This window comes from Leptospira ryugenii, from assembly GCF_003114855.1.
GTDB classification, from domain to species: domain Bacteria; phylum Spirochaetota; class Leptospiria; order Leptospirales; family Leptospiraceae; genus Leptospira_A; species Leptospira_A ryugenii.
This window is the reverse complement of the sequence record NZ_BFBB01000008.1, coordinates 816353-838324: the sequence shown is the minus strand read 5'-3', so window position 1 is coordinate 838324 and position 21972 is coordinate 816353. Positions and strand designations below refer to the sequence as shown.

Genomic DNA, 21972 nt, shown 5'->3' with positions numbered 1-21972 from the left:
TTGAGGTTACAATGAAACGATTCCTTTCCTTCTCTCTTCTCTTACTCCTTTCATTTGGTTCCTTTGCAAATTGTTTCGGTAAATTTGGTCTTACAAAAACGATTTATGGAATCAATGCAGGAATCAATATCGGTTCCGGCAAAATTGCAAAACTCTTCCGAACAATATTGATGTTCATACCTTTTTCTTTTGCCTATTGGGGTGCGACTTTACTTGATTTGATCCTTTTCAATTTAGTAGAATTCTGGACCGATTCCAATCCCATCGCTATGTCCGAATACCAATTTGATGGTACACTTGTAAAAGAATTTAAAGAGGGTGAGGAAACAGTTCGGTTGACCTACTCTAGATTTGGAAAAGAAGTCCAAGTTGATGCCATAGGAAAACATACATCTGTCACTTTTTATGCCTTCCAAGAAAAGCCAGGAAAGATCTTCAAAAAAGTAGGTTCAGAATTTCTTGAAATCCGTGAGACAGAAGGGCCGCTTCCTTATCTCTCAACAACTCCATTCTGATACAAAGAATTTTTGAGATAGAATTGATGCAGATGAATCGATACTTCCTTTCTCTTGTTTTGCTCTCGCTGATTTTCTATCTCAATGTCTGTAAATCTGTATCATATACCTACCCAAAGTATGAATCCATTCACATGGATGAGATACATTTTTTTTCAGTAAGCCTACTCAATCTTCCATCATCAACAAAAGTCAAATCAGGCGATGAATCTGCCATTCAACTAGAATTAGGTGATAACAACCAAACAAGCGTCGAAATTTTAGTGAACTATCGTTCCGAACAAATTGATCTTCTAAATATGATTGCGTCCCGTCGTCTCCGATCAGCCAAAATTATCGTAAGAAACCAACGAGGCCAAGTCCTCGCTAAAGAAGACCTTGCCACAGAAAACATCTCAGCCCTTGAATTCATCCGACAAACAATTGAACTTCCGAAAAACAACGTACTAAAAGTTGGGGATACCATTTCGTTTCAATTGGAAGCAATTTATGTTGATCCCAAAATTGATGTAGCCTGTGCTGAGGGAGAAAGCTCCTGTGACAAGTTCAGACGACTGAGCAACGAAACCAATGTCCAAGACAGCATCCAAACTTGGAATCGTAAATCCGTTCCCCAAGGGAAACCAGGAGAAACAGTCCTCATCCAACAACCAACATTGATAGGCAATGGGAATGTGGTACTCTACCAAGAATGGAAGTTATACAGCCAGCCTACCTATTTTCGGATCGGGGGCATTCTGAAAGATGGAAAATCCATCGACGAAAAGGAATCCGAAATCGAACTGCCAAAGTTAACAGAAGAAAATAGAGAAGAGCCAGAGCCCTTTATCCATAGCACACCTAACAGTCGGCATGAAGAAAGGAAAATCCTTCCCAAAAAAAGAAAGAGAACGATTCTCCTGCCTTAAAAGGACTCTAAAGCTCTCCGAGGCTCTCTATGCAGCCTTGCTTTCTTTTTTCTTGAAGTTATCAAAACGAACGGTAGTCGCGATCACCTTTACTTTTGACCTTGTCTCTCCCTCACTTGATTTCCAGCGATTTTGTTTGAGGTTGCCCATCACAGTTACCTTACTTCCCTTTTTCAAAAATTCAGCACAATTTTCTCCCATTTTTTCCCATGCCTCGACTTCAAAGTAAGACACTTCATCTGCATCCTTATCCTCTCCATAACCACTGTTATGGTTTACAGCAACGGAAAAGTTGGTAACGGATTTTCCTTGGGAAGTGGTTTTTAACTCAGGGTCCTGGGTTAGATAGCCATCCAGAATAATATAAGATAGATTTTTCATACTTTACCTCTCGTAAAGGGATTGTTTTGCAAAGGAAGGTAAAACGATCCCTACTTGGCTCTAATATGCAGAGAATTGCGTAAGACAAAAGAACAGATGTTCACCTTTCCTTCTTTCGAGGATGTACGAATGTCTCCTCCAAGGATCGGGTTCAGGATTTGGAAAATTGTAGATTCCCGTCGATTTTTTTCATTCTTGGCTTGAATTTTTCGAATTCCTTTTTAGTCTTTTGGGCAAGCATTATGGAACAATTTTTACTTTGGATCCAAACTCATCCTTGGCAGAGCTTTTTTTCTGCCGTTCTCTTCACCTTTGTCTTTATTTTTTTGCGGGACATCACGCAGAAGAAACATACGATCCAACGCAATTTTCCGATCGTTGGTCACCTTCGTTACTTTCTAGAAATGATAGGGCCAGAGCTACGTCAGTATTGGGTTGCAAACGACAAAGAGGAAAGGCCCTTTGACCGAACCGAACGGAGCTGGATTTATGCCACCGCCAAAGGACAAAACAATAACTTTGGATTTGGAACGACTGAAATCCAGTATGAGCCTGGTTATCCGATCATCAAACATAGAGCCTTTCCTTTTCCTGAAGCAAAGGCATACATCCATGCGAAGGATCCAAGTTGCATTCCTAGTTTGAAAGTGATTGGAGCTTGGAGAAATCGAAAATTTCCCTACCGGCCGTATTCCATCATCAACATATCTGCCATGTCCTTTGGCTCTTTGGGAAAAAATGCAGTCCTTGCATTAAATAAAGGGGCAAGGGATTCTGGCGCCTATCACAACACAGGTGAAGGTGGTCTTTCTCCGTATCACAACGAAGGTGCGGACCTCATGTGGCAAATTGGCACAGGATATTTTGGTGCAAGAGATGAACATGGGAAATTTGATATACATAAAGTTGCAGAAAAAGTCCGAAAAAATCCTAAAATTCGACTCATAGAAATCAAACTTTCCCAAGGCGCAAAACCCGGTAAAGGTGGTATTTTACCTGCAAAAAAAGTAAACGCTGAGATTGCTAACATTCGCCATGTTCCTGTTGGAAAAGATTGTATCTCACCTAACGCACACTCTGAATTTGACACAGTAAAGGAGCTCATAGACTTTATTGAACGCATAGCAGAGGCAACTGGTATTCCAGTCGGTATCAAAAGTGCCGTTGGCGAGATTGAATTTTGGGAGGAATTGGCAAAAGAGATAAAATCCCAAAACCGAGGACCCGATTTCATCACCATCGATGGCGGAGAAGGAGGCACAGGGGCGGCACCTCTCACATATGCCGACCATGTATCGTTACCGTTTAAGATTGGCTTCCAAAGGGTGTACACTTTGTTCCAAAGAGAAGGCATATCCAAACAAATCGTTTGGATAGGATCAGGAAAACTTGGTTTTCCAGATCGAGCTGTGGTTGCCATCGCAATGGGATGTGACTTGATACACATTGCACGAGAAGCAATGCTTTCAATAGGCTGTATTCAGGCTCAAAAATGCCATACCGACCATTGCCCAGCAGGCGTTGCTACACAGAACTGGTGGTTACAAAGAGGAGTAGATCCTGTATTGAAAGGAAAACGAGCAGCCAAATACATCCAAGGCTTTCGTAAGGAACTATTGTCTCTAGCTCATTCCTGCGGATATGAGCACCCTTTACAATTCAATGGAAAAGACATAGAAATCAGCTTGGGTATGAATCGTTACCAAACTTTGGAGGAGCTTCTGGGTTACAAACGTGACAGCGTAGAATTTACCAAATTCCAAGACTATATTGATTTTCCTGAACGATTGCCTACACTCACACAATGAACGGAAAATGAACCAAAAAATAGGCACTTCTTTCTATCTCTTTGCGATTTTGGCGATGGCCTTCTTCTCCTGCAAGGGAGGTATGAGGCCTGAAACCGTAAAGGCCGTCGGTGGGCATCTAGATTTACGAAATTGGAACCCAGACAGCTCCTTACTGAGCTTAGAAGGAGAATGGAAATTTTATCCATATTTACTCCCTAAAGAAATCAATGAGGAGACTAGGCCATTTTTTATCACTCTCCCTTCTCATTGGAATCAGTTTGATCTCCCCAACAAACAAAAGTTAAATGGTTTTGGTCTTGGAACACATAGATTAAAACTACTCTTACCAATCCGTGAGGAGGCTAGTAGCCTTGCACTTTTAACTGGTGAACAAGATACGAGCCATGCAATTTTCGTTGATGGTAAATATTTGGGAGGAGCAGGACAGGTTGGAAAAAATGAAAATGATTACATTCCTGGAGTTAAATCGTCCCTCGTCATCATTCCTTTACAACCAGGACAAAAAGAACTCATTTTAGATTTAGTAGTCGCTAATTTTGCACATAGGAAAGGCGGTGCATGGAATGATATCATCCTTTCCAATTACCAACTAGCAAACCAAAGATTGGTTTGGAATAAAATGAACCAGAGTATAGTAGCAGCAATCCTTGGATTTGTCGCAATTATCTTTTTGCTTTTATATTTCTTTGAAGACAAATCCATGCATGCTGTCGGCATCTTTGCATTCGCTGGCATTATCTTCTTACGAAATATCACTACTGGGGAAAGGATCATTTTAGATTATATCTCCTTGCCCTACTCTATAGTTTTAAGATTAGAATATCTATCCTGGTTTTGGACAGCACCTATACTTACTCTATACTTCCACATGCTCTTTCCCGAAGACTTCAAAAGAAGGATTACACGTGTCTTCTCTCTTTTGTCCGGTGGATTAACTCTCATTTTACTTCTTCCATCCGTTTACTTTACCGAAACAGCCTCTGTTTATCCTTTTATCTTTCTTTTGAATGGTGGATATATTTTTTATGCTTTGTTTTATAGCTTCGTCAATAAAAGAGCTCAGTCCAAAAATCTTGTATTCGGGACTTTTTTACTTCTTTTAGCATCGATCAATGATACTTTACACGCAGAGGGTATCATACATAGCTTTTATGTGGGACCACTTGCGGTTATCATTTTTGTTAGTCTGCAGGTCAATACCTTTGGCGTGGCAATCAAAGCAAGTATCCAGAGAAACAAAGACCTTGCTAAAAATCTCATAAGCCTAAACGAATCATATAGTCGATTTTTTCCAAAGGAGTTTATGAAATATCTGGGGAAGACCGACATCAGAGAACTAAAATTAGGTGAACAAATACAAAAGAAAATGACGATATTGTTTGCGGACATTCGATCATTCACAGAGTTCTCCGAATCCTTGACTCCAAAAGAAAATTTTGACTTTTTAAATGCCTATTTACAAAGGGTCGGCCCTATCATTCGCCATAATAGAGGTTTTATCGATAAGTTCATTGGGGATGCTATTATGGCTTTATTTCCCTATAGTCCCGATGATGCCATTCGAGCTGCCGTACAAATGCAAAGCGAAATCAGACTCTACAATGAAAAACGAGTCCGATCAGGTTACCAACCTATCAAAGTTGGTGTAGGCATTCATACTGGTAACTTGATCTTAGGTATTTTGGGTGAACATGAAAGACTTGAAGGAACGGTCATTTCAGATGCTGTAAACCTTGCCTCCCGTATTGAAGGCGTTACAAAAATGTTTGGTGCTGAGATTGTGATTAGCGCGGATAGTTTTATTGAAGCCGACCAAAACCTAGGTTACGAATATCGTTTGTTGGATCGAGTCGCAATCAAAGGTAAAAGTGAATCTGTTTACGTTGTAGAAGTTCTCAATGGATATGAAGATGAAAAAAGAGATGCCCTGATTGCAAAAAAGTTCGAATATACTGTCGCTTTGGAGGCTTTCAGGAGGCAGGAGTTTGAAGAGGCAAAAGAAGGATTTTTGGATATTTTAAACACTGTCCCACAAGATAACGTTTCACGTATTTTTCTGAAGGAATGTGAAAGACATTTACAATTTAAGAATATTGAATTTTAGTTTCCATATCTTACGATTTGATTGGATTCGCCTTTGTTACCCAAGTACCACAAAACATTTATCACTATATTATTTTATCTGATTGTTTTTAAACCTTTACACTCTGTTGAGACAGTTATTTTAAAACAAGGCAGAGTCATCAAAGGCCATGTAACCGGGCAAAATATCGATACAGTCGAAGTGCAAAGTATTGAGGGAAAACAGTACGTTTTGCCCAAAAAATCTGTTTTGAAGATTGTCTACAAAGATATTTCAGAAGAGGAAGAGCAAAAAATCAGACAACAAGAAATAACCAAAAGAGAGCTTGCGAAACAGAAACTTTTGGAAGAAAAGGAAAAAGAAAGACTAAAAAAGGAAGAAGAGTATTTGGCAAATCTCCAAAAATCAGAACCTTCAAATACCAATCCTTACAGTTCGAGTATCAGAAACTCTTTTGTTCTCGCGACACCCAATCCTGAGCAAACCATCATATTAGCGAACTTATCCCAAAATTGTAAAAAATATTCTGAATACCCAGAGTATTTTTGGTTATTTGGATCCTTTCGTTTCAAAGAGCCCGATCTAAAAAGTTTAATCCCAAAGGATGGTAAACCCATTCGCATTTCACAATATTCAACTAACATGGATATCTTGGTAACAGCGATCGGGGCCTTCTTCACAACGATTACAAGAAAGACACTTATCATAGAAACCTGTGATGGCCAAGGCTATCACCTTCTCTCTGATCTCGATATCCAAAGAATCAAAGATAGACAGGTATCGGATACCAAACAATGGGACGAAATTGAAAAAATCCAAGAACAAAAAGATTTACAGGACCTTGAGTCCGACTTACAGCAGTTAAATAAAAGAAAATAGTAAACAATCTATTTTTGCATTCTCCCATTTAGACAGAATAGGACAAGGCAAACCAAAAATCCCAAAAACATATACATGGCAATGGGAATTGCACTTACGAATACTGCAAAAAAAGCAAATAGTCCTAAGATCAGTGCCATTGCTGGTAAATAAGGATAAAGAGGTGTTTGGTAAGGACGATTGAGCATCGGTTGGCTTTTCCGTAACTGAAAAAATGAAAGCATACTCAGAACGTACATTCCACAAGCACCCAAGGCACTGGCCGTGACCAATTGTGAAGTATCTCCTAAGATAATACACACGACACCAATTGCGAGAGAGGAAAGAACTGCAAGGGAGGGGACTTGGCGTTTTTTGTCAACTTTTGCTAAAAACCTAGGTAGATACCCAGAAAGGGACAAAGCGTACACCAAACGAGAATATCCTAAGATAATTCCAAATAATGATGCAATCAAACCAAAGAGTCCAATAAAAGTAAATATGCGAGTAAGAAGCGATCCATTTCCATACAACTTTCCCAATGCATAGGAAAGAGGGTATTCACTGTCTGCGATTTCACTTGTGGGTACAACACCGGCGGTTACAAAAAAAATACTAAAGGCAAATAGAATCAAAGTCAGAATCCCAGCCGCATAACCCAGGGGAATGTCTCTCTGAGGATTTTTCACTTCTTCGGCTGCCATAGAAACCCCCTCTACAGCTAAAAAGAACCAAATGGCAAATGGAATCGAAGAGAACAAACTCTTCCATGAGATACTTCCTATACCTTGCCATTCCGGAATATTTCTCCAGGAAAAGAAAGGAAATGAGGCAATTAAATAGAGTAATAATCCAAAAACAGCGAGGAAAGTTACTGTCAATTCAAAGGATGCCGATTGTTTGATTCCCAAGAGATTGATGCCAACTAAAAGAATATAAAAGAGTAAAGAAGCAGAAAGAATCGAAATCTCGGGAAACAAAAAATGAAAGTATCCTCCGAGAGCTGAGGCAATCGCAGGCGGAGCCAGCGCAAATTCACAGAATACAAAATATCCAGAAACAAGCCCACCAAGTCTGCCGAAAGCCCGCTCTGCATATGCGGAAGGACCACCGGCATGTGGAATCGAAGCCGAGAGTTCCGTAAAACTTAAGGCAAAGGAGATGTAAAAAAGAGCAACTAACAGAACAGCTAATGCAAATTCCCAAAAGCTCGCTGTGCCCCAACCGAAATTCCAGCCGAAATAATCACCAGAGATCACAAGTCCGACAGCAATTCCCCATAAATGGAGTGGTCCCAAAGATTTGTGTAGTTTTGTTTCCTGTTCTTGCATAAACCCAGTTAAGGAAAGCGAGAGGAAATTAGAAAGTAAATTTAGAAAACACGATTAACCCAGTAAAATTTTTAGAATGTAAATGATGAGTAAACTTAAGGAAGAAAAATAAAATAGGGAAATCCGCTTCCAATTGTAACGTCGTTGCGTAAGTTGTGTGAGTCGAATTGTTAATTCTTCCTCTGTGATTTGCAGTAATTCTCTTTGGAAAAATTTACCTTTCCAGAGCGTAAAAAAATGGAAAAGGATTTCCTCTCTATGTTTTCGAAAAGTTTTCCATGCAGATCGATGCAAGTAAGGATCCTTGTCGAGACAATACAAAAGAATTTTGGGAATCTCAAATTGTTTAAACAAAACGATTCCAGAAAAACGAAGTAACAAACCCAAAACATCCAGAAGGAAGAACTTGGCCTCTCGAACATGGTAGCCGAATACCAAGACAATATAAAAAAGAAAACAAAACCATCCGCTTCCATAGAGTAATATTTTCCAAAAATGGTATATTTTTTTCTCCTGGACAAACTCTTCATAAAGATCGTAATGATACGGGCTCGGAACTAAAAACATGATCTCTCGTTTTGAATCAATGTTGAAAAGTCACACAGTATTTTTGCCATACCGACATTTGCCCTTGTCATTCCGGTTGTTCCTATTTTCCCTTGGACTGCTTCTATTGATTGCCTGTGAGCCCCAAGGAACATCTGCAAGTTTAGATGAGGCTGTCACCCAAATTCCCAACCCCCAAACCTTAGACCGTTCCTGGGTTTCTGATCCCATGAATGTTTTACAGAATAAAGACCAAATCAACCAGGTACTGCAAGAAGAAGAAAGCCGTTCTGGTAATGAAATTGCCATCGTAATTTGCCAGAGTATTGGAGACTTTGTCCCAAAGGACTTTGCTGTTGCTTTGTTCAAACATTGGGGCATAGGCAAAAAGGGAAAAGAAAATGGCATTTTGGTTCTACACGTACTCGACCAAAGGCGGATCGAAATTGAAACAGGCTACGGATTAGAAGGGGATCTACCAGATGTAAAGGTCAAACGGATCATCAATACATATTCACTTCCTGCCTTTGGCAATGATGAGTTTTCAAAGGGACATTTAGAGACTGCCCTTGCTCTTGTATCTGCCCTCCAACACCCTGAGAGAGAGGTGGACAAACTCCTCAGCTCCGAGACACCAGACATTGACTACGAATCCGATCCCACCTACCAGAGATCAGACTATTATGACTTTGGAAACAAATCCTATACATCCCTTTCCGACAAAGAAAAGGAAATATTGGAAAAGATTCTCCAAAACACCCAAGATATCCCCGCTTATTTTTTAACTGACGATGAGATCCGCCTTTCGGAAGAAAGATACCAGTTTCAGGAAGAACAAAGAAAAGCAAACGAGATCCAATGGAAATATAACTTTCTAAAATGGTATGTCTTCTTAGCGGCTATTGTATTTTTCATCCAAAAGGTTTTCGAACGATTGCCTTTCCCAAATGCAAAATACTATTTTATTCTAAAAGTAAACCCGTTGTTGTATCTTTTACTGGGTGCTTTTCCAGTTTTTTTACTTCTTTTCACCATACATTATTTTTTCGGTGAATCCTCTATCTTCCCATGCATTGTTGTCTCGGTTTTTCTTTATGTGATCCTCCACACGATTATCAACCCAATCCGTCTCCGTAGACTGGCCATTCAATTGAAAGAGATACGAAAGACGCCAAGAGATTGCAAAAAATGTGGCTCAACAATGTCTCTACTAAATGAAATATCTGACAATGAATATCTTTCAAGTGGTCAAATTGCTGAAGAAGAAATTGATTCGATTGATTACGATGTTTGGGCGTGTAACAACTGCAACTCGATTCAAGTATTAAAGTTTCGCAATATTGACCCTTCCTATATACAGAAAGGGATATCCTTTCCCAAAATAAAGGTCTGCCCAGAGTGTAAGTTTGAAACCTTTCTTCACAAAAAAAGTAAAATACTCAGCAAGGCCACGACATCATCCTCAGGAAAGGTCCAGGTTGAGAGACAATGCAAACACTGTGGCTTTGAAAAAGTAGAGACCTTAACCATTCCAAAGATCCGAAAGAGTGGTTCAGGAAGTGGTTCTGGTGGGGGTGGGGGTGGCGGCTCCTCTGGAGGCAGTTTTGGAGGAGGAAGTTCCGGCGGGGGTGGGTCTGGAGGAAGTTATTGACCTACTCTTGGTTCGTCACGGACACATCAGGGATTGATGTTCCAGTGATCGCACCATAGTTTGGATCTGTCGACACAATGTCCCCTGTGATGATTTGGTAATTCGCATTGCCACTCAGAGGCACAGCATCATCAACTCCAGTGATCGTGACAGTCTGTGCTGTACTCCAACAATTTGCCCCTGGACAGTTTCCATCAAAGACAAGTGTACTAGGCGAAACGGTTCCTTCTGTCAAGTTTGAGGAAGTCAGGGGGATTGTGACCGATGCTGTAGGTTGGCTACTCAATTGAATCGTAAATTGTGCTGTTCCACCTGCTTCGGTTGTGACCAAACCTGCGGTTGGACTTACGATCACGGAAGCAGTGTCATTATCTGTATTGCTAATAGAAACAGAAGGTAAAGAACTACCGTTAAATCCAGTACCACCACCACTTAAGGTAGAAAAGTTAATTTGGTAGGCAATCGTTCCATCTACAACCGAATCATCCACACCTGTTATGATCACCTCTTGGTAGGTATTCCAATTGGCTGTCGTAAAACTAATACTAGTAGGTGAGATACTGCCTTCATTTGTATTGGAACTGCTGATCGTAAAGCTGACAGTGGAGCTTGGCCTTGCTCGTAATCGTATCTGAAATCTTGCTGCACCTCCAGCTTCTGTTGTAACGAGACTGGGTGAACTCACAAGTCCACCACTTGCATTTGCGCTCGTTCCGCATGCCGACATAGCAACTGCCGTTGTGCAGGGGATGATATCATACAATAATTCTCGATTGGTAGCAGAAAGTGAGGCGATGGTGAGAGTGCCATCATAGATCCTAGCACCTGTTCCACCCGTACTTACTTCTGCTGTCGTTGTGCTTGGAGAAATTGTATAGGATTGGTCACCAGATGTCCCGATATTTTGTCCCGTAATGGTTACAGTTTGTACTGTCGTATAATTTGCAGGAGTGAAAGTCAAACTTGTAGAAGAAAAATTTACGATGCTACTAGGATTGGAAGTTAGAGATACTGTCACGTTTGCTGTCGGTTGGGATGCTAAATTTAATCCGAAGCTCGCACTCGCTCCTGATTCAGAGGTAACAAGCGGGCTTGGCGTCAGGTTGGAACTGACCACACCAGCTGTATCATTGTCATTTAAGGTTAAGACTGGATCTGTTGGATCAAAGCCATTGAAAAATGCATCCGCTGAAGCTGTGTAGGTTGAGGCTCCATCCCAACCAATTTGGATCGGACAGGAAATATTCCCATCGTTTACTGGGTCGTTATTTGGTGTGACGGTAATTCGATTGTGTGTACCAGATTGGTTCCAGTTAGCCGGTGTAATCGTAATCAAAGTCGTACTGATACTGAACTGATCTACGTTTGATGGGCTAGTCATAAGCCTGCAGGGAAAGCTTGTACTTCGGCTCACCGGGATTGTGACATTGCTCGTAGGTGCCTGAGATAAAAACACAAAAACATTGAAGGCGGCCGCGTTTTCCGCCATTGTCATACTTGCAGGCGTCGCAACCGTAATGGGATTGGATCCAACATCATAATTGATAAGAGCTGCTGTAGTTCCTGTTGCCCCAGTAAATCCCGTATACCAGGAGGCAGTACTTCCCGTCTCAGATCCTGAACCCACCGTGATGTTGTAGGCGGTATTGGAAGTATCGGCATCCGATTGGCCAACAATCACGACATCGACTGGACTATTCCAGTTTGCACTTGTAAAGGTATAAACATTCGAATTAGCTAAAACATCGGGAGAGGTGGATATCAAAATACTTCCCTCAGTGCTATCAGATGTTGCGACTGTCACTGAAACAGAATTTCCAGTTAATGGTTGTGATGCGAGTTGAATTTGGTAGGTAGTGCGTAAGCCATTTTCGGCGGTGAATGCCTGTGAGCCCGTTCTAAGAGCAAAGGTAACTCTTGCTGTAGGATTGTCATTATCGGAAATCTGTATGGTGACATCACTTGGGTCGAAGCCATCAAAATCAGTGCCGGAAGCACTTACAGCACCCAATACCAAGGTATGTGACCTTGTTGCAATCTCATCCACTGCATCATCGACAGGCACAATCGTCACTGTCTGGGCTGTTGACCAATTGGTTTGGTCAAAAGTTAAGCTGGACGGTGAAAATGTATATTGTGTAAAATCGGGCGCGGTAAATGTTTCGGAACTCAATGGTATTGTAATGGAGCCTGCCGTACAATTTGCTAAATTGCCAGGTGTATTGCAAGGGGCTGCTGTTAGTGCAACGGTAAAGGTTCCATTGGCACCACCTTCCGTGACAGACACAGTTGTGCTCGATATCGAAAAACCTTTTGTATCATTGTCGATCACATGCAAGCGTAGATTTCCTGTTCCAGGCGTATAACCTGATATAACAGTTGTTGGACGTAAACCGGCATAAAATGATCCTGATGCCACAGGAATGTTGATATCAACTGGTAAATCTCCGTCATCAAATGGATCGGCTACGGAACGTATGGTGATGGTTTGGGCCATATTCCAACTTCCACTTGAATTGCTCCCAGTAAATCCAGCTGCATTATTGGTCGTCGTATCAAAAACCAAGGTTCTTGACGTTGTTGGATTTCCACTGCTATCTAAGATCACTGCCTCTGTTGTGTCTGAGCTCACAATGGGACCGATCGTAACATTCGCACCGGGAAGGATAGCTAACTTAATTTCAAATGTAATGGTTGATGTCCCATCTTCTGGTAAGTTCAATGCGGAAGAAATGTTCTGCAAGATGACCTGTGGTGCACCACTATCAATATTAGTAGCACTGACAGAAGACGGAGTGAGACCAGAATACTTTGGGTCTGCTGATGTTGCAGAGGCTAAGGTGATATTGACTGCAATATTTCCGTCCAAGGTACCATCAATAACAGATGTTAAGGTTACTGTTTGGGGAGTATTCCAATTTGAAGTTGTAAATGTTAGGTTTGAAGGAGAAACCGTTATCTCAGAGGTGTTTGATGATACAATGGATGGTATCGAAACATTTGCGGTGGGTTGAGACTGCAATACAACGGTAAAGGTTGTGCTAATGGGACCTGCGTTTTCGTCTACAACAAGACCAGATACCGGTGTGACCGTAAACCCAGCTGTGTCCTCATCTGTTACCGATAAACTTACAGAGGAAGGTATGGCCACAGAATCATAGCCTGGATCCCGAGACCCCGAGCTCGTATCGATACTTCCAAAAGAAACAGTTACCGAGCGAGTATCTTCATCAATCTGGTTGTTGATAGCACTTGCTGTTACGGTTTGCGGAGTGCTCCAATTGCTTGCATCAAACACAAGAGTGGCAGGTGTCACGGAAATTAAACTCGGATTTGAACTGGAGATTCCAGAAATAGTGACTGTTGTCCCGGCGGGAGGTCTAGAGTTTAATTGGATGGAAAAAATCTGCGATCCTCCATTCTCCGAGATTGTATTTCCCGTACTCGGCGTACGGAGAATACCTCTAGTGTCATCATCAGTGTTAGTAATGGAAGGGAAACTCGGCCCCGCAAGACCATTGTAATTTGCATCGCCTGAACTAGCCGTAGAAACAACCACAGTCACCGTACGATTTCCGTCCGCTTCAAAATCATCGAGGCCAGAGACAGTGACTGCTTGGGCTACATTCCAATTTGAGGGTGTAAATGTGAGGGAAGAAGGAGAGACCACCGCTTCCGTGGCGGGGCTTGCCACCATCGATGAAATATTTACATTGCTCGTAGGAATGGTATTCAAAACCACTAAGAAAGAAGTGGATGCTCCGGCTTCTGTAATTGTATTGGTATTTAGACTAACAACGGTAAAACCAGCCGCATCATTGTCTGTATTGGTTCCCACTGCAACAGGGACGGACTTCCCTTGGTAGGAAGGATCAGCGGAGGTACTTAGACCAGCGGATATTATATAGTTTTGCGGACCATCAATGGTGGAATCATCAACTCCTGTAACCATGATCGATTGAGGAACATCCCAGTTGTCGGGAGAAAACGTTAAACTTATGTTTTGTGGAGTTGCTTCATTGGTATTGGATGATGTAAATCCTGTGATCGTAACTGTCCTCATTGGTTTTGTTTGCAGGACATAGCTTAGCTTACTTTGGGTTCCTGATTCTGAGGTGAGTAGACCCGTACTAGGACTGACAGCAATTCCAGAAGTTTCGTCATCAGTGTTCACGACAGAAACAACAGGTAGTGCTTGGTTTTTAAAACTATTGTCTTCTGTTTCCCAATTACCAAATGATACTTGATAGGTGACATTTCCATCACTTAGGCTATCATCGGCCCCTTTTAAGGTTACCGATTGAAAGCTCTCCCAGTTCGAAGAATCGAAAGAGAGGAAGGTTTCGGAAAGGAGCTGGCCTTCTGTAGAATCTGAGACTTGGATGGGTCCGACCCGCACGGTTCCTTGAGGAGAGCGATTGAGGCGGACAAAAAGATTTGTCTGCCTACCTGATTCTGAGGTAAATAAATTGGAATCTGTATCAACGATCAATCGACCATTGGGATCGCTAAAATCTGCGAAGAAAAAGAAAGGTAAACTCCGAACTGTCCGGCAGGAATTTAAAAAAAGGAAAAGGCAAACTAAGAGTCTTAAGAAGCCTTTCATTGTTCCCCTTCCATACCTTTATTGGACGTTCGTTTTTGCCTCCCTTGTTTCAGGAATTGAGAAAAGGAAGACAGCACCCTATGATCTAATCATCGGCAGCTTTTTCCAAGTCTTTTCGCAAGAACTACAGAGTGAGAAAGGAAAGGATAAGATTAGGAGAAGTACAAAAAAAAGACCAGCATACCTTTTTTGTATGCCAGTCTCTCGTTCCGAAGAGATCCTATTTAAGCGATAGGACCGTGAGCACTGAAGTCAAATTCTTTCGAACCTGTTAAATACTTTTTATAGTTTTCAACAAATTGTTTCGCTAGGTCTTTTGCTGTTTTATCGTAGTCTTCTTTATCCGCCCATGCATTTCGTGGGTTGAGGATATGAGCATCTACGCCTTCCACAGACTTAGGGAAAGACACTTGGAAGATTGGGTGCTTTTCGAATTCAGACTTTTCAATGTTTCCATTGAGAATCTCATTGATGATTTGGCGAGTAGCCGGGAGGTTCATCCTCTTGCCAACTCCGTACTTTCCACCAACAAGTCCCGTATTGATGAGATAGGCGTTCACTTTGTGTTTGTTCATTTTTTCACCCAGTAACTTTGCGTAATAGGTCGGGTGCAAAGTCATAAAGGCTTGTCCAAAACAAGCGGAGAAAGTAGCTTGCGGCTCTTTCACACCTCTTTCTGTACCAGCAACTTTTGCAGTGTACCCAGATAAGAAGTGATACATCGCTTGTTCTATGCTCAGTTTGGAAACCGCAGGCAACACTCCATAGGCATCATAGGTGAGGAAGATCACTGTGTTTGGGTGGCCAGCCTTTGAATCTGGTTGGATATTGTCGATGTGGTAAATAGGATAGGATACACGTGTATTCTCCGTTTTTGCCGCAGAGCTATAGTCCACCTTTTTGGTTGCTGCATCATAGACTACGTTTTCTAGGAGGGCATCTCTACGGATCGCTGCATAGATCTCGGGTTCTGTTTTTGGATCCAAATTGATGGTCTTTGCGTAGCAACCACCTTCAATGTTGAAAATTCCATTGTCATCCCAACCATGCTCATCGTCTCCAATGAGTCGTCGGTTGGGGTCTGTTGACAAAGTGGTCTTGCCAGTTCCGGACAAACCAAAGAAAAGAGCGGAATCTCCCTTGGCGCCAACATTTGCAGAACAATGCATCGTAAGCACATTTTTAAGCGGAAGGTAATAGTTCATGACAGAGAAAATTCCCTTCTTCATCTCTCCACCATATTCTGTTCCACCGATGATACAGATTTTCTTAGCGAGATGGAAGATCACGAACACCTCAGAATTGAGACCGTGCTCTTTGTACTTTGCGTTTTTGTAACCAGAAGCATTGATGATTGTAAATTCTGGTAAGAGGTTCTCTAATTCTTGTTTGTTAGGCCTGAGGAACATGTTTGTACAGAAGTGGTGTTGCCAAGCGCGCTCTGTTACGACACGGAGAGAAATCCGAGTGTCTTTGTTTGTACCTGCGTGTCCGTCAAAAACGTAGAGCTTTTTGTTGTCTAAAAATTTCACGACTTCCGCATACAGTTCGTTGAAAATAGCCTCAGACACTTTTGTGTTCACAGGTCCCCACCAAATGTTATTGGTAGAAGAAGGCTCATCCACAAAATACTTATCTTTAGGAGAACGACCTGTAAAGATTCCGGTATCAACCATCATCGTGCCGTTATCAGATACAACACCTTCTTTGTTATTAATTTCGTGCTGGTAAATTTCCTCGTAGGATAGGTTATGGAAGACTTCAGATGGTTTTAGGCCTAGTTCCGCAAGGCCACGCAGATTGGTAGATACTGACATGGATTTCTCCTCGATTTCACTTTGTGTTTTTCTAGGTTCTCAATTTGCGAGTCGGTGTCAATAATAGAATATGAAGATTCTCCATTGCAGTGCCGAATATTTTCCCTACATCAAAATGGGTGGATTGTCAGATATGCTCTCCTCTCTTTCCAAAGAACAATCCAATGCAAAGGAAATTTCGGTTGCCCTACCTCTTTTGGAGGGCTTAAAAGAAAACCCCAAGTATACAGGACATAGTATCCCGATCCGTCCGCCCATGGATTTGGGGGCTGGGAATCTATCGGAGATTCTCCAGAAATCCTGTTTCCGCGAAGCAAAACACGGAAAGGTGAAGATCTATTTTCTAGACTCACCGGTCTTTTCTAAGCTCAGATCCATCTATGCCAATCCTGAAGAACACTTTCGATTTGCTATTTTTTCATACGCTTGTTTTTTCTTAAGCCTTCATCTGGAAGTTGATTTGGTCCACGCACATGATTGGCACTCAGCACTTGTGTGTGCCCTCCACAAAAATGCAAGTCGAGGATTGCCAACTGTCTTTACCATTCACAATTTAGCCTACCAAGGAGACCATCCGCTCTGGATGACAGGTTTTTTAAAAGAAATACCCTTTGAATTATTTCCCGAGTCCTACCAACACAATGGCAAAGTGAATTATTTAAAAGCTGCACTGCAAACTGCAAATCAAATTACAACCGTTAGTCCAGGTTATCGTGATGAAACACTAACAGAACCGAATGGATTTGGTTTATCGTATATGCTCAACAAACGGAAGCTAGACTATTCAGGTATTCTAAACGGTATCGATCGCGAAGAATGGAATCCAGAAATCGACCCCAATCTATTTGCAAATTACAATCCAGAGAATCTGAGTGCAGGAAAACAAAAAAACAAAGAATCTCTCTATGAATGGATAGGAAGGCCTTGGATTCCGAAAGATAGACCACTCATAGGGCTTATCGGAAGGCTCACCTACCAAAAAGGCTATGCAACCTTTTTACAAGCTTTCAAAGAAAGGACTCATTTACCTTTTTATTTTATCTTTCTGGGTGCAGGCGAGGAAAGTTTGGAAAATGAATTGTTCCATTTATCCCACCACCAAATGGATCGCATCTATTTCTACAAAGGATACCATGAAGAGTTTGCCCGGAGAATAGAAGCCGCCTCTGATTTCTTTATGATGCCTTCTTTATTTGAACCCTGTGGTTTAAATCAGTTTTATAGCCAAGCCTACGGTAGCATTCCTATCGTGTCAAGGGTAGGTGGACTCAGGGATACTGTATTTGAATCCCCTTTAGAGCATGAATTTACAGGCATTGTCTTTGAGCCAGGAGATGTGGGCTCTTTAGGATATGCTTTGGAGAGATCGTACACCTTGTACAAGGATAGCCCCAAACTTCAAAGGTTACAAAAGAAAATCATGCTAATTGATTCTTCATGGAGACAGAGGATAACTAAGTATGATGCAGTCTATGAGAAAGCTCTCCAATCAAAGCTATAAGTAATGCAATTAAAAGTAATAGTGAACCGCTACATTTGCCGACTCGGTTGTTTGGTTTCGTAGGTATTCAAGTCCAATACCAAAGTCCGACCATTTGTATTGCAATCCCAAGGTTCCGTATAAAAAAGCCTTGTTCAATGCAAAATCAGTTCGGAGATTTAAGCCAACAAAACTGGGAGCACTGGAAAAGTCGTCGCGATTGCTAGCTAGTGATATAGCCGCATAACGATTGGCCTCAATGCGAATCTTGCCAGAATTGTAGACCCCGCCTAGCCCCGCATATAAACTAAGGTTCTCAAAGGAGAGCGTATAACGAATGTCCGTTGATACACTCAAGATCCTTGAATCATACCTGAGGTCATTGATCCCTATCCAACGTCTACGGTCTCCATCCAAATTAAATTGGGTTGGCCTTCTGTCATAAGCATATAGGGAGACCTCTTGGTTGGTATGGTACAGCCCCAAACCAAACGAAAAACCCTGGAAGGGAGTATCCGAATCTGCACTTAGATTGGCTCCAGGAAAGTAACGTAGGCTTATGCCAGCATTCCAAACCTTCCCCCCTACTTCGGTATTGCGTATCTTTAGGAATGGAATGTTTGTCTCAGATAGAGCGTACGGAAAGAAATGGAATTGGACTGAGACCTTGCTCAAAAAAGGCGAATCTGGAAAGAAATGGAAAAGTGGAAGGCCATAGGATAGATTGGGAGAACTAGCAACTCCCAAATTTGGAAGTTCACGCAGTTCTGTGCCTTCCACAACATATTCTCTTGTAAACCTTGACCTGGCCGCCGAATAACCCAATCCCACTCTCCGTTTCAAGAGGGGGGTCCCACCGATCATCGAAGAATTGATGTTTTGTAGCACGGCACTTTGCCCCATAGCCGAGAGGAAGTCATTGGTGTAGACTCTTTCGAGAAGCGGGTCTACCAAAAAGCCAGCAAGAAAGACTTCACTAGAAATTTTGGAACATTCTTCTCCCAAACAAAAAGTTTGTGCCAAAAGATGATTTTTTGGGAACCAAAAGATGATGAAGATTAGATAGAAAAATCTTTTTCGCATTTGAATGTAAAAAGACTATTCGTATAACTTTTGTATTATTGATCAACTGACTTTTTTCCATTCTTTGGCAGGAGACTGTCCGTAGATTCTTTTGTATGCTTTACTAAATGAAAAAGCAGAAGCATAACCTACTTCAAGGGCAATCTCTTCTAAAGTCCTTTGGTTTTCTTTAAACAAAACCTTGGCCCTTTCCATTCTTAGTTTTGCCAAATATTCCATGGGGGGAATGGACAAAACGTCTTTGAACCGAGAGGCAAGGTTTGCCCTAGAGATTCCCAAACAATTTGCCAGAGTAGCTATTGTCCAATCTTTGCTTGGATATTTATGCAGTTCTTCTAGAGCCTTGATGACCACCGGGTCTCGTAATGCCATAAGCCATCCTGGCTCTTTTACAATTTGTGTCTCCATCCAAAAGCGAATCATATTATATAGTATAATATCCGTTAATCTTTGCACAATCAAATCAGTGCACAAATCTTTTTCAAGCTCAGCAGATAACATAGTCAATGCGAGACTCAAAGTATGATGAGATTCAATATCCCTTGCTGGGATTAAGATATAGTCAGGCAATTCAGTAAAAAAGGGATGAACGGGACCAATTGGAATTTCATATCTTGCGGAAACAAAAGTAGTAATGGGTTTTTGGCTAGGGTCTTCTTGCCGTTTTTCTTTCAAAAAGCCTTGGATCTCCATCACTTTAGCATTTAGATCTGAAAGTAGTTCATGGTGGATACCTCTTGTGATGAAGATCAAATCGCCTCTCTCTAATTTCAAGTCCTTGCCAGAAAACCTCACATAACAAGAACCTTGCGTGATTACATGAAAGCCTCCACTCCTATCACAAGGAAAACGAAAGCCCCAAGATTCGTAGAGTTTGCCTTTGCTGAGTAGATCCGTTTTCCAGGAAGCTTGGCTGATGATATCAGAGAGTATATCCATACCCAAATTTTAGCTAAATATCTAAAAATGTCGATACTTTTATACGTTTGGATAAAAAATATATACTATAAACCATAGACAGTCTATTTTTTTAGATTACAATTACTTTTATATAGGAGTATTGAATGAAAGCATTTGTGTATGGGGCAAAGGGAAGTGTAGGTTCGGACGTTGTCCGGTTCCTCACGGAAAAAGGAGTAGAAGTTTTGGGCGGAACGCGGGAGCCGAAAGAGGGCGAAAAGCGTGCCGGACTCCAATGGGTGTATGCAGATGCAAAGAATCCATCCAAAGGCACAGAGGTATTGAAAGAAGTTGAGGCTGCTTTCTTTTTGTCCCCACCAGGCCATATGAACCAACACGAAATTTTAGGCCCTTGGTTAGAAGCAGCAAAATCCTACGGTTTGAAAAAGGTTGTCCTCATGACAGCAATGGGTATCGAATATGCTCCACCCGAAACTCCCTTCCGAAAGCTAGAGTTGTTTTTGGAGTCTTCAGGAATCCCTTGGAATATCCTCCGGCCGAATTGGTTTATGCAAAATTTCCAAACCTATTGGATCGGTGGCATCCTCTCCCAAAATAAAATCTTCTTTCCAGGTGGAGATGCAAAAGCGAGCTTCATCGACACTAGAGATATTGCAAAAACGGCAGCAGCTCTTCTCACATCGGATCGGCAAAACAACCAGGCATTTACCCTGACAGGACCGGAAGCTTTGGACCACAACCAAATAGCCAAAGAAATTTCCAAGGTCACTGGGAAAAATATCGAGTACGTAAATATCTCACCAGAAGAGTTCAAAAAAGGACTAGTGAGTGCCGGTCTAAGTCCAGAATATTCGGATATGTTGGTATATATAGCAGGGGTTTTGCGAGAAGGCCAGGCAGCCCTGGTAAATGATGCTGTCAAATCCATAACTGGTTCGGATGCTATTTCCTTTGCCAAGTATGCCTCTGACAACCAGTCTGTGTGGAAATAAAGGAAATCTCAGGTCTTTAGAATTTATTTCCACTCACGGAAGTAGTCATAGATGATTTCTGGAACATTTAGGTCCTCATTAACATTTCCAACCTGCTTCTTTGGCCAAAAGAAAAAGGTAGGGTTGGGAATGTTATGGCCACCATTGATCACTTCAATGAGTCGGATTTTTTCTTTCGACCGTTTGCATAAAAAGGAATGTATCTTTGCAGAAGATTGGTCTGAGACTTCGATATCGGGATATTCGCCTTCAGAATCTTGTTTGCAATCGGTAAGATTTCGCCAATAGAGGATGGTTTCCCAAGTGGAATGAACAATGCCACGATCGATTCCATCATGAACAACCACCTTACCTCCATTAAATGGATTAACGGGGTCTGCTGTTCCATTGATCAACAAAAGAGATACTGGTTTTTTGGATTCCTTACATTCATTATTTTCTGGGACAGGTAAGTTAGCGGCAATCACAGCAAAGGCAGAAAAGAGCTCAGGTGCTTCCAATGCAAACCGAAAGACCATGTGGCCGCCATTGGAAAAACCAACGAGAAAAGAATTGGAAACGGAGTACTTTGATTTAAAGAACGAAATCATGGCTTGGAAAAACTCTAACTCGTTAATGTTTTGAAGCTTTGCCTTTGTTTTTGCCGATGCACGACAATCATTCCAATACTTTTGGTAACCTTGAGGATAAATGATGATACTATCTTGGTGCAAGTCAGAATTCTGGTCGAATAGATGGCCTGTTACCAATTGCATTTGGCCTGCTGTCATCGCAGAGCCGTGTAACACAAAGATCAATTTGGGATGGTCCTTTAGCTTGTTTGGTACATGATAATAGAATTCCCGCAGGATGCCATCTATCTCAATCTGTTCTTTTTTTAATGGATTGAAAACATTCCATCGAAAGATGCTAAAGGCAACACCAATGGCAATGAAAAGTATGGTGGAGCAAATAAGCCAAATTATTTTTCTTCGCGGAAGCGATTGCAA

General features: G+C 41.6%; 16 protein-coding genes. 8 read left to right on the top strand and 8 right to left on the bottom strand.

Going from position 1 to position 21972, the window contains the following annotated elements:
* Positions 1-11 precede the first annotated feature (11 nt).
* Positions 12-515 (top strand): DUF3332 family protein, encoded by a 504-nt coding sequence (locus DI060_RS16625; protein ID WP_167837036.1) that lies wholly within the window; start codon positions 12-14, stop codon positions 513-515.
* A 32-nt stretch (positions 516-547) separates the two neighbouring features.
* A complete protein-coding gene (locus tag DI060_RS16620) occupies positions 548-1423 on the top strand; it encodes a hypothetical protein (RefSeq protein WP_135355085.1) in 876 nt (291 codons plus the stop codon).
* Positions 1424-1450: 27 nt separating this feature from the next.
* Here the strand turns inward: DI060_RS16620 and DI060_RS16615 are convergent, their stop codons facing one another.
* On the bottom strand, positions 1451-1804 hold the full coding sequence (locus DI060_RS16615) for a single-stranded DNA-binding protein (RefSeq protein WP_108978034.1): 354 nt from the start codon (positions 1802-1804) through the stop codon (positions 1451-1453).
* 242 nt (positions 1805-2046) lie between these two features.
* Between DI060_RS16615 and DI060_RS16610 the strand changes: the two genes are divergently transcribed.
* The 3 genes from DI060_RS16610 to DI060_RS16600 are packed head-to-tail and all read left to right on the top strand — an operon-like array spanning position 2047 to position 6577.
* Entirely contained in the window at positions 2047-3612 is a 1566-nt protein-coding gene (locus tag DI060_RS16610; protein WP_108978196.1) for an FMN-binding glutamate synthase family protein, read from the top strand.
* A gap of 7 nt (positions 3613-3619) precedes the next feature.
* Positions 3620-5719 carry an adenylate/guanylate cyclase domain-containing protein gene (locus tag DI060_RS16605; RefSeq protein ID WP_108978033.1) on the top strand — a complete coding sequence of 700 codons (2100 nt, stop codon included), beginning with the start codon at positions 3620-3622 and terminating at the stop codon, positions 5717-5719.
* A gap of 33 nt (positions 5720-5752) precedes the next feature.
* Positions 5753-6577: an LA_0442/LA_0875 N-terminal domain-containing protein gene (locus tag DI060_RS16600; RefSeq protein ID WP_135355084.1), complete on the top strand. Its 825-nt coding sequence runs from the start codon at positions 5753-5755 to the stop codon at positions 6575-6577.
* Between the two features lie 8 nt (positions 6578-6585).
* Here DI060_RS16600 and eat read toward each other — a convergent pair whose 3' ends face one another.
* Together eat and DI060_RS16590 are read right to left on the bottom strand one after the other, a co-directional pair.
* The gene (eat, locus tag DI060_RS16595; protein ID WP_108978031.1) at positions 6586-7887 is read right to left on the bottom strand and encodes an ethanolamine permease; all 1302 of its coding nucleotides are present in this window, start codon (positions 7885-7887) and stop codon (positions 6586-6588) included.
* Positions 7888-7941: 54 nt separating this feature from the next.
* The gene (locus DI060_RS16590; RefSeq protein ID WP_108978030.1) at positions 7942-8454 is read right to left on the bottom strand and encodes a hypothetical protein; all 513 of its coding nucleotides are present in this window, start codon (positions 8452-8454) and stop codon (positions 7942-7944) included.
* Between DI060_RS16590 and DI060_RS16585 the strand changes: the two genes are divergently transcribed.
* Positions 8453-10084 (top strand): TPM domain-containing protein, encoded by a 1632-nt coding sequence (locus DI060_RS16585; protein WP_244594460.1) that lies wholly within the window; start codon positions 8453-8455, stop codon positions 10082-10084. The genes DI060_RS16590 and DI060_RS16585 overlap by 2 nt on opposite strands.
* 1 nt (position 10085) lies before the next feature.
* Here the strand turns inward: DI060_RS16585 and DI060_RS16580 are convergent, their stop codons facing one another.
* Together DI060_RS16580 and pckA are read right to left on the bottom strand one after the other, a co-directional pair.
* Complete coding sequence (locus DI060_RS16580) at positions 10086-14690, bottom strand: beta strand repeat-containing protein (protein ID WP_209452062.1); 4605 nt, start codon at positions 14688-14690, stop codon at positions 10086-10088.
* Positions 14691-14914: 224 nt separating this feature from the next.
* The gene (gene pckA / locus DI060_RS16575; protein WP_108978029.1) at positions 14915-16507 is read right to left on the bottom strand and encodes a phosphoenolpyruvate carboxykinase (ATP); all 1593 of its coding nucleotides are present in this window, start codon (positions 16505-16507) and stop codon (positions 14915-14917) included.
* Positions 16508-16577: 70 nt separating this feature from the next.
* On the opposite strand from pckA, the gene DI060_RS16570 reads away from it, so the two are divergent.
* Complete coding sequence (locus DI060_RS16570; protein ID WP_108978028.1) at positions 16578-18008, top strand: glycogen synthase; 1431 nt, start codon at positions 16578-16580, stop codon at positions 18006-18008.
* A gap of 9 nt (positions 18009-18017) precedes the next feature.
* Here the strand turns inward: DI060_RS16570 and DI060_RS16565 are convergent, their stop codons facing one another.
* Positions 18018-19070, bottom strand: coding sequence for an Lsa36 family surface (lipo)protein (locus DI060_RS16565; RefSeq protein ID WP_108978027.1), 1053 nt, complete (start codon positions 19068-19070; stop codon positions 18018-18020).
* A gap of 42 nt (positions 19071-19112) precedes the next feature.
* Positions 19113-20009 carry an AraC family transcriptional regulator gene (locus DI060_RS16560; RefSeq protein WP_108978026.1) on the bottom strand — a complete coding sequence of 299 codons (897 nt, stop codon included), beginning with the start codon at positions 20007-20009 and terminating at the stop codon, positions 19113-19115.
* A 125-nt stretch (positions 20010-20134) separates the two neighbouring features.
* On the opposite strand from DI060_RS16560, the gene DI060_RS16555 reads away from it, so the two are divergent.
* Entirely contained in the window at positions 20135-20983 is an 849-nt protein-coding gene (locus DI060_RS16555; RefSeq protein ID WP_108978025.1) for an SDR family oxidoreductase, read from the top strand.
* A 23-nt stretch (positions 20984-21006) separates the two neighbouring features.
* Here the strand turns inward: DI060_RS16555 and DI060_RS16550 are convergent, their stop codons facing one another.
* Entirely contained in the window at positions 21007-21972 is a 966-nt protein-coding gene (locus DI060_RS16550) for a CE1 family esterase (RefSeq protein WP_108978024.1), read from the bottom strand.

Bases quoted from the DNA above. Each gene is read 5' to 3' on its own strand.
- DI060_RS16590 (WP_108978030.1), bottom strand. From the start codon at position 8,454: ATGTTTTTAGTTCCGAGCCCGTATCATTACGATCTTTATGAAGAGTTT.
- eat (WP_108978031.1), bottom strand. From the start codon at position 7,887: ATGCAAGAACAGGAAACAAAACTACACAAATCTTTGGGACCACTCCAT.
- DI060_RS16565 (WP_108978027.1), bottom strand. From the start codon at position 19,070: ATGCGAAAAAGATTTTTCTATCTAATCTTCATCATCTTTTGGTTCCCA.
- DI060_RS16625 (WP_167837036.1), top strand. From the start codon at position 12: ATGAAACGATTCCTTTCCTTCTCTCTTCTCTTACTCCTTTCATTTGGT.
- pckA (WP_108978029.1), bottom strand. From the start codon at position 16,507: ATGTCAGTATCTACCAATCTGCGTGGCCTTGCGGAACTAGGCCTAAAA.
- DI060_RS16605 (WP_108978033.1), top strand. From the start codon at position 3,620: ATGAACCAAAAAATAGGCACTTCTTTCTATCTCTTTGCGATTTTGGCG.
- DI060_RS16620 (WP_135355085.1), top strand. From the start codon at position 548: ATGAATCGATACTTCCTTTCTCTTGTTTTGCTCTCGCTGATTTTCTAT.
- DI060_RS16580 (WP_209452062.1), bottom strand. From the start codon at position 14,690: ATGAAAGGCTTCTTAAGACTCTTAGTTTGCCTTTTCCTTTTTTTAAAT.
- DI060_RS16615 (WP_108978034.1), bottom strand. From the start codon at position 1,804: ATGAAAAATCTATCTTATATTATTCTGGATGGCTATCTAACCCAGGAC.
- DI060_RS16570 (WP_108978028.1), top strand. From the start codon at position 16,578: ATGAAGATTCTCCATTGCAGTGCCGAATATTTTCCCTACATCAAAATG.
- DI060_RS16560 (WP_108978026.1), bottom strand. From the start codon at position 20,009: ATGGATATACTCTCTGATATCATCAGCCAAGCTTCCTGGAAAACGGAT.
- DI060_RS16585 (WP_244594460.1), top strand. From the start codon at position 8,453: ATGATCTCTCGTTTTGAATCAATGTTGAAAAGTCACACAGTATTTTTG.
- DI060_RS16610 (WP_108978196.1), top strand. From the start codon at position 2,047: ATGGAACAATTTTTACTTTGGATCCAAACTCATCCTTGGCAGAGCTTT.
- DI060_RS16555 (WP_108978025.1), top strand. From the start codon at position 20,135: ATGAAAGCATTTGTGTATGGGGCAAAGGGAAGTGTAGGTTCGGACGTT.